Source organism: Tangfeifania sp. (genome assembly GCF_055108615.1).
In genome coordinates, this window is the sequence record NZ_JBSQIC010000100.1 from 1 (window position 1) to 12667 (window position 12667).

At 45.3% G+C, this 12667-nt stretch carries 12 protein-coding genes; 10 read left to right on the top strand and 2 right to left on the bottom strand.

Going from position 1 to position 12667, the window contains the following annotated elements; genetic code table 11:
* Both ACTCNA_RS15875 and ACTCNA_RS15880 read right to left on the bottom strand, forming a co-directional pair.
* The coding region (locus ACTCNA_RS15875; RefSeq protein ID WP_462948916.1) for a Gfo/Idh/MocA family protein at positions 1 to 962 on the bottom strand (962 nt) is incomplete at its 3' end.
* A 156-nt stretch (positions 963 to 1118) separates the two neighbouring features.
* Positions 1119 to 2432, bottom strand: coding sequence for a Gfo/Idh/MocA family protein (locus tag ACTCNA_RS15880; RefSeq protein WP_462948917.1), 1314 nt, complete (start codon positions 2430 to 2432; stop codon positions 1119 to 1121).
* Between the two features lie 242 nt (positions 2433 to 2674).
* Here ACTCNA_RS15880 and ACTCNA_RS15885 point away from each other — a divergent pair, with 242 nt between their 5' ends.
* From ACTCNA_RS15885 to ACTCNA_RS15930, 10 genes are all read left to right on the top strand, one after another.
* Entirely contained in the window at positions 2675 to 3265 is a 591-nt protein-coding gene (locus tag ACTCNA_RS15885) for a TetR/AcrR family transcriptional regulator (protein WP_462948918.1), read from the top strand.
* Between the two features lie 6 nt (positions 3266 to 3271).
* Positions 3272 to 4015 (top strand): outer membrane lipoprotein-sorting protein, encoded by a 744-nt coding sequence (locus ACTCNA_RS15890; protein WP_462948919.1) that lies wholly within the window; start codon positions 3272 to 3274, stop codon positions 4013 to 4015.
* Positions 4016 to 4106: 91 nt separating this feature from the next.
* Positions 4107 to 5327 (top strand): ABC transporter permease, encoded by a 1221-nt coding sequence (locus ACTCNA_RS15895; RefSeq protein ID WP_462948920.1) that lies wholly within the window; start codon positions 4107 to 4109, stop codon positions 5325 to 5327.
* A 79-nt stretch (positions 5328 to 5406) separates the two neighbouring features.
* On the top strand, positions 5407 to 6627 hold the full coding sequence (locus tag ACTCNA_RS15900; protein WP_462948921.1) for an ABC transporter permease: 1221 nt from the start codon (positions 5407 to 5409) through the stop codon (positions 6625 to 6627).
* A 112-nt stretch (positions 6628 to 6739) separates the two neighbouring features.
* Positions 6740 to 7123, top strand: a complete 384-nt coding sequence (locus ACTCNA_RS15905; protein WP_462948922.1) for a four helix bundle protein — start codon at positions 6740 to 6742, stop codon at positions 7121 to 7123.
* 36 nt (positions 7124 to 7159) lie between these two features.
* The gene (locus ACTCNA_RS15910; RefSeq protein ID WP_462948923.1) at positions 7160 to 7846 is read left to right on the top strand and encodes an ABC transporter ATP-binding protein; all 687 of its coding nucleotides are present in this window, start codon (positions 7160 to 7162) and stop codon (positions 7844 to 7846) included.
* Between the two features lie 2 nt (positions 7847 to 7848).
* The gene (locus tag ACTCNA_RS15915) at positions 7849 to 8538 is read left to right on the top strand and encodes a CAP domain-containing protein (protein WP_462948924.1); all 690 of its coding nucleotides are present in this window, start codon (positions 7849 to 7851) and stop codon (positions 8536 to 8538) included.
* Entirely contained in the window at positions 8535 to 9713 is a 1179-nt protein-coding gene (locus ACTCNA_RS15920; protein ID WP_462948925.1) for a hypothetical protein, read from the top strand. The genes ACTCNA_RS15915 and ACTCNA_RS15920 overlap by 4 nt, the downstream gene beginning before the upstream one ends.
* Before the next feature lie 294 nt (positions 9714 to 10007).
* Positions 10008 to 10901, top strand: a complete 894-nt coding sequence (locus tag ACTCNA_RS15925; protein WP_462948926.1) for a transposase — start codon at positions 10008 to 10010, stop codon at positions 10899 to 10901.
* Between the two features lie 283 nt (positions 10902 to 11184).
* On the top strand, positions 11185 to 12597 hold the full coding sequence (locus ACTCNA_RS15930; protein ID WP_462948927.1) for a type III PLP-dependent enzyme domain-containing protein: 1413 nt from the start codon (positions 11185 to 11187) through the stop codon (positions 12595 to 12597).
* Positions 12598 to 12667: the final 70 nt, after the last annotated feature.

Genomic DNA, 12667 nt, shown 5'->3' on the forward strand with positions numbered 1-12667 from the left:
ACAAATGCAACGCCATGTCCGCGCTTGCCATACTGGGCACCATAAATTCCAATGGTATGATCCCAAAGCAGTCCGAAATCGCCAAAATCGTAAACCGCCATCATCGTGTCGGGTGTTTCCATGGCATCATTGGGAAACGCGTATTTTCCACCGGTACTCATTACCGATTTGGGCACATACTGATTCATGCCAAACAACGCGTAGTCGAGCAGGTGAACTCCCCAGTCGGCCATCAGGCCGCCGGCATAATCCCAATACCAGCGAAAGGTAAAATGAAACCTGTTTTTGTTGAACGGACGTTTGGGTGCCGGTCCCAGCCAGAAATCGTAATCCACTCCTTCAGGCGGCTTCGAATCGGGTACCACCGGAATGGAATTCTTCCAGCCCACATACGACCAGGAACGCACCGAACGAATCCGCCCGATTTTTCCGGCGTGCAAATAATCAACCGCCGCTTTCCAGTGTGGATCGCTGCGCTGCCACTGCCCCACCTGAACAACACTTCCGTAACGTTTTTGAGCTTTCACCATTAAATTACATTCCTGAATAGAATTGGCCAGCGGTTTTTCGGTGTATAAATCTTTCCCGGCCTCCATGGCATGAATAGATATTAACGCGTGCCAGTGATCAGGAGTGGCGTTAATCACTACATCAATGTCTTTGTTATCGAGCAGTTGCCGGTAATCGTCGTACAACATTGGCTTTTTACCCTGGATTTTTTCCACTTCCGCAGCCCGTTCATCCAACACATTGCGGTCCACGTCGCAAAGTGCGCCGCATTCCACGTTGGGCTGAGCCAGAAAAGTTTTCAGGTTGTTGAATCCCATTCCCAGGCAGCCCACGAGGCCAACCACTACTTTTTCGTTGGCCGATAATCCGGCACGCAAAATGGTTGGAAAAGCCCCCAAAACAGCTGTGGCTAAAGCAGAATTTCTGATAAACGTTCTTCTGTCCGGTTTCATTTCAATTGTTTTAATGGTTCATTTTTTACAATTGCTGAAATTACAAAAAAATTGCCTGAAAGTCGGGACTTCGACTTTCCAAGTCGAAGACAACTTGTCGGATTTGGAAAATCCGACTCCCGCTTTGTCCTTCAATCTAACAATGGATTATTAAACCTACACGCGAGGCAACGGCCACTTCTCGTTGTAATTCAAACGTGTGAGCTTGTCAGCATCTTCTTCTTTAAACTTTTTATTTACATCGTCCCAGTGAATTCGTTTTCCTGTCCGGTAAGCAATATTCCCCATCTCTGAAACAATGGCCGTTTTGGCTCCAATTTCAACCGAAGCGTTTGGTTTTCCACCTTCACGGATACATTTCAAAAAATTCTGAACATGCTCGTTCAACCCGTCGCCGTAATCCTCTTGTGTTTTTCCTTCAAAGAAAGGTCCCTTTTTGGCATCACTCCTGTCGGGCATGGTTTGCCAGCCACCACGGTCAACAACAAGTGTCCCTTTCTGGCCCACAAATGCAACTCCGTGTCCTTTTCCGTAGGGCCCCATCCCAGGATTCAGGCCGCATTCCCAAACCATGGAATGACTGGGATAATTATACAAAGCCTGCTGAATATCGGGCGTTTCAATTGCGCCCTCTTCGTGGTAAAAAATACCACCCCCGGGTGAAATGGATTGCGGCATTCCGGCATCCATGCCATAAAGTGCAAAATCGAGCAGGTGAACGCCCCAGTCGGTCATGGCACCACCGGCATAATCCCACCACCAGCGAAAGTTATAATGAAAACGGTTGGGATTGAACGGCCGTTGCGGAGCCGGTCCCAGCCACATATCGTAATCAACATACGCCGGAGCTTCCGAGTCCGGCAGTGCCGGATAAGGTTCATCGTACCCCTTGTAAATCCATGCTTTTACAAGGTGGACATCGCCAAGCTGACCCGATTTAACAATTTCAGAAGCCTCGAACCAGTGTTTGGAACTGCGTTGCCACATGCCCACCTGAACAGCCAGCTCCGGATGTTTTGCAGCGGCATCAACCATGGCGTTGCACTCTTCAATACTGTGGCCCATGGGTTTTTCAACATACACATGTTTACCGGCTTCCAGGGCTGTCATCATCATGTTCGCGTGCCAGTGGTCGGGGGTGCCAATTATCACCGCATCCACATCCTGATTATCGAGTACTTCCCTGAAATCTTTAAAAAGCTGAGGACGTGTCCCGGTTTTTTCTTCCACATCGCCAGCCCGGTTTTCCAAAATGTTGGAATCCACGTCACACAAAGCGACGCACTCCACATTTTCCTGGTTTAAAAAAGTGGAAAGGTCACTGAATCCCATACTCCGGCATCCGATTAATGCCACATTAACTTTCTCGGCAGGAGAAGCACAGGCATTTAATACGGCCGGTGCCACGCCTATTCCTGCTGTTGCAATAGCTGAATTTTTAATGAAATTTCTTCGATTTGAACGTACCATAAGATTTTATTGATTTGCACACAAATTTAAAAAAAAATATGAATTTACGGATGGCAGCAGCTCTGTTTTGGCTGCAAAAGTAGTTACAAAGGGAAAACGCAGCGACCGCATTCCGGTTTTAAAAATATGAATGACCGGTCATTCATTATTAAAAATTAATTAACAGGACTTACTTTTTGGTTTTCAGGAAACAGTTTTAACTTTGACCAACCGTTCAGTCATAAAGATAAAAGACGTGAACAATGCCTCGAAGTCAGAAACAATATGAAGAAATCAGGAAACAGAAAAGGCAATTGATTATGGATACGGCGCTGGAACTGTTTGCAGAAAAAGGATTCCACGCCACGCCCATGAGCCAGGTTGCCAAAAAGGCCGGCGTTTCAAAAGGCCTCGCCTACAACTATTTTGAAAGCAAACAGAAAATTCTGGATGAAATTGTTAAAACAGGATTTGATTCCATTTATTCGCATTTTGATTTAAATCATGATGGCGTTTTAACCCGCGAAGAATTTGAACATTTCATCCGCAACAGTTTTAAAGCCATCGGCCAAAACCGCAAATTCTGGAAGCTCTACTCTGCTATAATCATGCAGGCCGACCTTGCAGAATCGATGTTGGAAAAATACGGCGACCGCTCCCAGGCTGTTTTGCAAATGCTGAACCAGTTTATTGCATCAATGGGAAGCAAAGATCCGGAAGGTGATTTGATGGTCATCAGCTCACTGGTAAAAGGATCGCTGCTGGTGGTAATTTCAGCACCCGAATTTTTCCCGCTAAAACAACTGGAAGATAAAGTAACTGAAGCCTGTTTCAGGTTGATAACAACTAAATAATGTACTATGAAACCACTTTTGACATTAATCGCTGCAAGTTTATTTTCATTCAGCTCCGTTGCTCAGGATGTTTCAGAAATTATCAGAAAAGCGGATGAAAAATTCAGGGGCGAATCGAGCCGCGGCCAAACGACCATGATAATTGAACGGCCCAACTGGAGTCGCGAAATTTCCATGAAAACCTGGTCGCTGGGCAACGATTATTCCTTGATTTACATTACTGCACCAGCCAAGGAGAAAGGCCAGGTTTTTCTGAAACGCGAAAACGAAATGTGGAACTGGGTACCCACCATCGAGCGGATGATAAAAATTCCACCCTCGATGATGATGCAGTCGTGGATGGGCTCCGATTTTACCAACGACGACCTGGTGCGCGAATCGTCGCTCGAAAAAGATTACAACCACAAACTGCTTGGCGAGGAAAAAATCCGCGATTACGACTGCTATAAAATTGAACTCATTCCAAAAATTGACGCACCTGTGGTTTGGGGAAAAATTCTGATGTGGGTTTCCAAAAATGAATACCACTGGCTCAGAGGTGAGTATTACGACGAGGATGAAAATCTGGTTAACATTGAAATTCTTTCGGAAATTAAAACAATGGACGACCGCGAAATGCCAACCCGCATGGAAATGATTCCGGCTGACGAGGAAGGCCACAAAACCGTTTTAATTTTTGACAAGATGGAATTTGATGTGAATTTGGATGAATCGTTCTTTTCGCAACAAAATATGAGAAGAGTTAGATAAATGCATGAATGAATAAATGCAGAAATGCTGAAGTGCATAAATCAAAAAAACATTAATGCATTCATGCAATAATGCATTAAAACCTTGTTACATGAAAACAAACATCAAACTGGCATGGCGAAACCTCTGGCGAAACCGGCGGAGGACATTAATTGCCATATCTTCTATCATTTTCAGTGTGTTACTGGCATCCTGGATGCGTTCTATGCAGGAAGGCTCGTACGACAGCATGATTGAAAACGTGGTGAAATTCTACTCGGGTTACCTCCAGGTTCAGGACACGGCCTACTGGGAAGAACGGACACTGGAAAACAGCATGGAAGTTTCGCCGGGATTGATACAAAAAATTGAAAACCTGAACGATGTTACACTGGTTTCGCACCGGCTGGAATCTTATGCACTGGCCGCAAACCATAAGCACAGCAAACCGGCCATGGTAATGGGTATTGAACCTGAAGCGGAAAACCGCATTACGGCGATTTCAAAAAAAATAAAATCTGGTGAATTCCTTCAATCGGGCAACAAAAGTGTGGTGCTTGGAAAAGGACTCGCAGATTTTCTGAATCTTTCGGTGGGCGACACGCTGGTAATGATTGGCCAGGGATACCACGGAATTAGTGCAAACGGACTTTTCCCGGTGAAAGGAATTATGGAACACCCCAACCAGGAATTTGACAAAAGGCTGGTGCTGCTGGATATTGAAGCCGCCCGCGAGTTTTATTCAGCTTATGGATTGTCCACTTCGCTGGTAATTATGACCGGCGACCATTACCAGGTGGATCATCTGAAAAGTGACATCGGAAATTTATTGCCTCCTGAAAAAACCATATTGACCTGGGTGGAAATGCAACCTGAACTGGAACAGCTCATTCAGAGTGACCGGGGTGGAGGCATCATCATGCTTGGAATTTTGTACCTGGTTATTGCATTCGGCATGTTCAGCGTAATTATGATGATGGTAAAAGAGCGCCGCCGCGAATTTGGGGTCATTCACGCTGTTGGGATGAAAAAACGAAAAATGGCCATTGTAGTCTTTTTTGAAACACTTTTTATCGGTATCATAGGTTGCAGCATTGGCCTGATTGTAAGCTACCTCTTTTGTTTGTGGTTTTATTACAATCCAATCCCGCTAACAGGAGAAATGGCAACCGCAACGGTTCAATACGGCATGGAACCTTACATGTTCTTTTCCATTCAGCCTTCGCTGTTCTATAACCAGATGATTCTGGTGTTTATTATCAGCCTGTTCATTGCCATTTTCCCGGTTTACAATATTTACCGGCTAAAAATAACATCCGCATTGCGGGGGTAAGAAGAAGCGAAAAATTGAGCTGGTGACTTCGGCTCACCTGCTCAATAAAAAGAGAACTCGTAACTTAAAACAAACAAATATGATTTGGTCAATTGCATGGAGAAACGTTTGGCGCAATAAACTGCGAAGCCTCGTAATGATTGCTGCCATTGCACTCGGACTGTTTGCAGGGGTATTCACCATGGCTTTTATGCAGGGCACCGTGGATGCACGCATCCAGTCGGCTACCAAAACAGAACTGGCCCACCTGCAGGTTCACGCTCCGGATTTCCTTGTAAACAACGACATTGCATTAAAAATTGATAATGCGAATGAAATTCTCGGGAATATTGAAGCGCTCGATTCTGTTGTAGCAGCAAGCCAGCGGTTAATTGCCGAACCGTTTATTATGGCAGCTCACGGAACCGGCGGCGGTAAACTCATTGGGGTAATTCCCGAACAGGAAAAAAGGGTCACAGATATCTGGGAGAAAATAGTTGATGGCACTTACCTGGGACACGACAGCCGCATGCCGCCCGTGGTAGTGGGTGAAAAATTGGCAAAACGACTTCGACTGAAAGTGGGAACACGCATCAATGTGCAAATGGTTGACCGCAACGGCAACCTGTCCGTTAAAGGGTACCGCGTGAGTGGAATTTACCGTACCACCAACACCAGCTACGATGAATCGACCCTGTTTGTAAAGTTTAAAGATTTGCAGGCCCAACTGGGAATGGAAGAAAACACGGCACACGAAATTGCGGTTCTTTTGGAAAACGGCAACGAAGCTGCTTCTGTTAAACCATCCATTCAAAAATTAGCCGGAAATTACGATGTGCAAACCTGGAAGGAACTTAGCCCGGAAATGTCGCTGCTCACTGATTCCATGAACCAGTACATGTACATTTTTATCCTGATAATTCTGCTGGCACTTTGCTTTGGCATCATCAACACCATGCTGATGGCCGTTCTGGAACGCGTCAAGGAAATCGGGATGCTCATGGCAGTGGGAATGAACAGGCACCGGATTTTCTTCATGATTATCCTGGAGTCGGTTTTACTAACAGTTTCCGGTGGGGTGCTCGGGATATTGATTGGTTCAGTGGTCACTAAATTTTTTGAAACCCGGCCTATTAATTTAGCCATGTTTGCCGAAGGGCTGGAAAGTTACGGTTTTGCCTCGCAAGTTTACACTTCGCTTCAGGGTGAAACTCTGGTAACCATTGGAATTCTGGTAATTATAACCGGCGTACTTTCGGCGGTCTGGCCTGCAAGAAAGGCGTTAAAGCTGAATCCGGCGGAGGCAACGAGGACGGAATAAAAAATGCATGAAGGTATAAATGCATGAATGCATTAAGGTTTAAGAACAAAAATAAACTATTGGAATAATGTTAAAATAAAAAATGCAAAATAGCCATTTAAAATACTTAGCTATGAATGAAAAAAATGTATTTGTAGAGGGATTAAAAAAACGAACAAAAAAATTTGGTGTGGATGTTATTCTTTTTTGCGATTCGCTGAAAAAATGTAAGGCATCTGCGGTAGTTACTTACCAATTGGTGAAAGCAGCAACTTCAGTGGGTGCCAATTACCGTTCGGCATGCAGAGGAAGGTCGGATGCAGAATTCTTCAGCAAACTTTGTATTGTTGTGGAAGAAGCAGATGAATCTGTATTCTGGCTCGAAGTCATCGAAGATTCCAATTTATCAAACGACCCAGTGGAGTTGAAAAGACTACTGGACGAAGGAACAGAAATTTTGAAAATTACAACAAAATCGAAAGACACCACTTTTAAAAAACTTCATCCAAAACATTAATGCATTATCGCATTCATGCATTAAAAAATTACTGTCATGAATATAATAGAAATCAAAAACCTGAAAAAAACGTACGAGGACAATTCCGTTCCCGTACATGCAGTGAATGGAGTTGACCTTTCCATTGAAAAAGGCGAATTCACTGCCATTGTTGGTCCTTCGGGTTCGGGAAAAACCACTTTGCTGAATGTGGTGGGCGGCCTCGACGATGCCACCGAAGGCACCGTAATCATCGACGGAGTGGAAATCAATACACTTTCGTCGCGTAAGCTCACTGATTTCAGAATGTTCAACATCGGTTTTGTATTTCAGGCCTACAACCTGATACCGGTGTTCACAGCTAAAGAAAATGTGGAATTTGTGATGCATTTGCAGGGTGCAAAAAAAGAACATCGCGAAGCGCGTTCCACCGAATTATTGAAAGCAGTCGGGTTGGGTCAAATGATGGATCGCCGGCCGTCGAAACTTTCTGGAGGACAGCAGCAGCGAGTGGCCGTTGCAAGAGCCTTGGCATCAAAACCCAAGTTTGTGCTGGCCGATGAACCTACCGCCAACCTCGATTCAAAATCGACTGAAAACCTGCTCGATATTATGGAGCAACTTAATAAAAATGAAAATATTACGTTTATATTTTCAACGCACGACCAGCGGGTGGTTAATAAAGCGCGCCGTGTGGTTACGCTGGAAGACGGCAAAATAAAAAGCGATATCACAAAAAGTTAAACATGAAAACAACGGTAACTCTTCTGTTCGTCCTGTTTATTCAGGTTTCCCTGGCAATTGTCCAAAAAAATCCGGCACATTCCGGGTGGGAAATTCATGCACTGAATACTGCCGCAGAAGTAAGTTACCTGTCATCGCTCGAAAAAGAAATTATTCTGGAAATTAACAAGCTGCGAACCAATCCGAAACGTTATGCCGAAGATTACATTGCTCCACTGGCAAAAAAATACAACCGCCGTCTGCTTTACTACCCGGGCGACCAGCCGCTGCTCACCAAAGAGGGTGTAAATGCCCTTTACGAATGTGTGCGCGATCTGAAGCGACAGCAGCCTTTGTCCATTATTTACCCGAGCCCGGGGCTTACCCTGGCTGCCCGCGACCATGTAAACGACCAGTCAAAAACCGGCCGGACCGGCCACCAGGGCAGTGACCGAAGCAACATGCGCGACCGAATGGAACGCTATGGCGACTGGAATATCCGCATTGCCGAAAACATTGCCTACGGCGGAAAAACGGCCCGGCAAATTGTGATTTACCTGCTCATTGACGATGGCGTGCGCGACCACGGACATCGTAAAAACTTTCTGAACCCCGGTTTCAGCGTGGTGGGTGTGGCCACCGGCAGTCATCCTGAGTACGGCCTGATGAGTGTGATGGATTTCGCAGGAGGATTCAAAACAACCGAAAAATGACATTACTAAAATATATTTTACCGCTTTTCCTGTTCTTTCACTTAACCGGAAATGCACAGCTTCAAAAGCTTACCCTGAACGGTTATGTGAAAGACCTTTACATGTATTACAAACCGGACAATTCCATTCCCGGAATCGATGTCGACCATTTGTCTTCCAACCTCATCCACAACCGTTTAAATTTCAGGTGGTATGCCACCAATGAACTTACTTTTGCGGCAGAAGCCAGAAACCGCTTTTTCTCTGGTCAGTTGGTGCGCGAATTCCCGCTTTACAAAGAGTTCGTGGACACCGCCCCCGGTTATTTCGACTTGTCCCACACAATGGCATCAGGCAATAGCTGGTTTCTGCATTCTATGATCGACCGCGCCTGGGTGGATTTCACCAAAGGGAAATGGCAAATTACCGCAGGCCGGCAACGTGTAAACTGGGGAATCAACCTGGTTTGGAATCCCAACGACATTTTCAACACCTTCGATTATTTCGATTTCGATTATGAAGAACGGCCCGGTTCCGATGCCCTGAAAATAAAGTATTACACGGGAGTAACTTCGTCTGCAGAACTGGTGTACAAAATTCAGCGAAATAACCTGAAAGAAAAAACCGAATCGACTTTTGCCGGCAGGTACCGCTTCTCAAAGTTCAGGTACGATTTTCAATTCATCGGCGGCCGGATGCCCAAAGATTATGTGTTGGGTGGTGGCTGGATGGGCGACATCAAAGGCGGTGGTTTCCGAGGCGAAGTTTCGTGGTTTATTCCACGGGAAGAAGGCAATGAAAGTAAAGAAGCACTGGTGGCAACCGTTTCGGGCGACTACACCTTCAAAAACAATTTGTACGTTCACGCTGCCGTTCTTTACAACAGTTTGGGAGTTACCGGAAAGGCCGGAGCCCGCGAATTTTTCGACCAGAATATTTCAGCTAAAATGCTTTCACCGGCACGCTGTAATTTATTCGGGCAACTCTCCTACCCTTTCACACCGCTCTTCTCAGGCAGCTTTTCGGGAATGCTCAATCCCTCCGACGGTTCTTCTTTTTTTGGACCCTCTTTCACTTACTCACTCGGCAATAACCTGGAACTGATGGCAACCGGCCAGCTGTTTTTCGGCAAAGAAGACACCGAATACGGTGAACTGGGAAAAGCAGTGTATGGCAGGCTGAAGTGGTCGTTTTAGGTGGGAGTTGGACTTTCCCTCCGGGAGTTGGAGTTTCCTAACTCCAACATCAGGGAGTTGGACTTTCCAAGTCCAACAACTTCGACTTGGGAAAGTCGAAGTCCCAACAGGGAGTTGGACTTTCCCAAGTCCAACTCTTTGAGTAGGGAAACTCAAAGTCCCGGGAGTTGGACTTTCCAAGTCCAACACATCGACTTAGGAAAGTCGATGTCCCACCGGGGAGTCGGAGTTTCCTAACTCCGACATTTTACCTACCTTTAACACGTTGCATCACATTGATAAAAACCAAAAAAAATGAAACCCAAAAAAGAGCACTACCGCGGAAAACTCCCCCACTTTCAGCAACCCGGACAATGGTTTTTTGTAACCTGCATCCTGAAAGGTGCCATGCCCAAAGGAGCAATGGACAAATACGCCACAAAACTCGAAACCACCAAAAACCGGTACCTGCTACAAGCGGGACAGGGACTTTCCAAAATCCCTGATCAGGGAGTTGGACTTTCCAAGTCCAACAACTTCGACTTCGGAAAGTCGAAGTCCCGGGAGCCGGACTTTCCCAAGTCCGGAATGCTTGATCTGGGAAAATCAAACTCCCAACTGGCCAGCGCCCGTAAAGACTACCACCTCGCCTTGCGCAAATACCGCCTTGCTTACGACAAAATCCTGCACCGGTCGAAAGAGCCCACCGTTAACCTCACTAAAAAAAACAACCGGAAATTAATTGAAGAAGCGCTGCTTTTCTGGGAAGGCAAACGGCTGAAAAACCATGCCTGGTGCATCATGTCGAACCATTTTCACTGGGTGCTGTCGGTATTTGACCAGGAGTTGGAAGCCGGACTTTCCTTCCGGGAGTCGGACTTTCCAAAATCCAACACTTCGACTTGGGAAAGTCGAAGTCCCAACAGGGAGTCGGAGTTTCCCAACTCCGACACTTTCCCCAACTCCGGCAACAAAAAAACACCCGTTTATCTGCAAGACATCCTCCACTCTGTTAAACTCTTCACCGCCCGCCGGATAAATAATAACGAAAACCGCACCGGTCAGTTGTGGGAGCACGAAAGTTTCGACACCACTATCCGCAACGAAAGGCATTTTGCAACCGTTGTAAACTACACCCTCAACAACCCCGTTGCTGCAGGTTTGGTGAAAAATTGGCACGACTGGCCCGGGTGCCGGAGCTTCCTTTAGCGAGTTGGAGTTTCCCTCCGGGAGTTGGAGTTTCTTAACTCCAACACTTTGTCCCAACAGGGAGTTGGAGTTTCTTAACTCCAACACTTCGAGTTGGGAAACTCAAAGTCCCGGGAGCCGGACTTTGGTAAGTCCGACACTTCGACTTGGGAAAGTCGAAGTCCCCCAAATGCAAAATTATCGGCCTAATTTTCACATTAAAAAACCAATCATTAAGTATATTTAAAAAAGGTGCTTATTTTTACCGCGAAAAATATTTGCGAACTTATTTGGCATTTAAAAAATGAAGAATACATACCTTGATCTCATTGAACAATCATACTATTTTCCGCAGGAAGGATTCGACCTGCAAGACGGCAATCTTTCATTTTACGGCGTATCGCTGAAATACCTTATCGATAAATACGGCACTCCTTTCCGGTTGATGTACCTGCCACGCATTGGCGACCAGATAAAAAAAGCCCGCAACCTGTTTCGGCGTGCCATGAAAGCTTCCAACTACCAGGGAGATTATCATTATTGCTACTGCACCAAGTGCAGCCACTTTCACCATGTAATCAGCAAGGCATTGCAATACAATGTTAACCTCGAAACTTCTTCGTCGTTCGATATTGATCTGATTCTGAATTTATACAAAGAAGGCAAACTGAATACAAATGTTAAATTGGTTCATAACGGCTATAAAACAGATGATTATATAAAAAAAATAATCAGCCTGCAGGATTTGGGGTTTGTGGATTCAACCATTGTGCTCGACAATAAAAACGAACTGAAAAAAATTGTTGCTTTCGCCAATGGTAAAAAAGTAAAAATTGGTATCCGAAAAGCAATTGACGAAGAACCGCAGAGCGCCTATTATACTTCGCGCCTTGGAATTCGCGGCTCCGAAATAATTGAATTCTACCGGAACAACATTAAGGAAAAATCGAATATTGAACTGACCATGCTCCACTTTTTTGTGGATTCAGGCATTAAGGACACGCTTTATTACTGGGGTGAATTTCAAAAATCGGTAAAACTCTATGTCGAATTGAAAAAAGAGTGCCCCAACCTGAATTCAATCAACCTGGGCGGGGGATTTCCCATCAGGAACCACTTGGGTTTTGAATACGAATATGAATACATGATTAAAGAAATTGTGCAGTACGTTAAAGATGTATGCAAATCGGAAGAAGTGGATGACCCCGATATTTACACTGAGTTCGGGAAATACACGGTGGGCGAAAGCGGTGCAACCATTTTCTCGGTACTGGAGCAAAAGCAGCAAAACGATGCGGAGTTGTGGTACATTATCGACAACAGCCTGATGAATACCATCCCCGATGCATGGTCGATTCTGGAAAAATTTATTTTGCTGCCCATTAACAAGTGGAACAACGAATACACCCGCGTGAACATTGGCGGTATCAGCTGCGACCATTCCGATTACTACAATTCCGAAGATTTGAACCAGCAAATTATGTTACCCAAATATTCGTCGCGCGAAAAAGAACCTCTTTATCTCGGTTTTTTCCATACCGGGGCTTACCAGGATTCAATTAGCGGTTACGGCGGCATAAAACATTGCCTCATTCCATCACCGCAGCATGTGATTATCGACCGCGACGAAACCGGGAACTTTGTGGATTACGTTTACCGCACCGAACAAACGGTGGACGACATGTTTAACATACTGGGATACCACACGAAAAAATAAAACCGCACCGGAAATCCCGGTACGGTTTCATTATTTGTTATGTTTGAAGAACCCGGTTATTTCTTGTTTT

Coding starts and splice junctions, on each gene's coding strand:
- ACTCNA_RS15880 (WP_462948917.1), bottom strand. CDS start 2,432: ATGGTACGTTCAAATCGAAGAAATTTCATTAAAAATTCAGCTATTGCA.
- ACTCNA_RS15885 (WP_462948918.1), top strand. CDS start 2,675: ATGCCTCGAAGTCAGAAACAATATGAAGAAATCAGGAAACAGAAAAGG.
- ACTCNA_RS15890 (WP_462948919.1), top strand. CDS start 3,272: ATGAAACCACTTTTGACATTAATCGCTGCAAGTTTATTTTCATTCAGC.
- ACTCNA_RS15895 (WP_462948920.1), top strand. CDS start 4,107: ATGAAAACAAACATCAAACTGGCATGGCGAAACCTCTGGCGAAACCGG.
- ACTCNA_RS15900 (WP_462948921.1), top strand. CDS start 5,407: ATGATTTGGTCAATTGCATGGAGAAACGTTTGGCGCAATAAACTGCGA.
- ACTCNA_RS15905 (WP_462948922.1), top strand. CDS start 6,740: ATGAATGAAAAAAATGTATTTGTAGAGGGATTAAAAAAACGAACAAAA.
- ACTCNA_RS15910 (WP_462948923.1), top strand. CDS start 7,160: ATGAATATAATAGAAATCAAAAACCTGAAAAAAACGTACGAGGACAAT.
- ACTCNA_RS15915 (WP_462948924.1), top strand. CDS start 7,849: ATGAAAACAACGGTAACTCTTCTGTTCGTCCTGTTTATTCAGGTTTCC.
- ACTCNA_RS15920 (WP_462948925.1), top strand. CDS start 8,535: ATGACATTACTAAAATATATTTTACCGCTTTTCCTGTTCTTTCACTTA.
- ACTCNA_RS15925 (WP_462948926.1), top strand. CDS start 10,008: ATGAAACCCAAAAAAGAGCACTACCGCGGAAAACTCCCCCACTTTCAG.
- ACTCNA_RS15930 (WP_462948927.1), top strand. CDS start 11,185: ATGAAGAATACATACCTTGATCTCATTGAACAATCATACTATTTTCCG.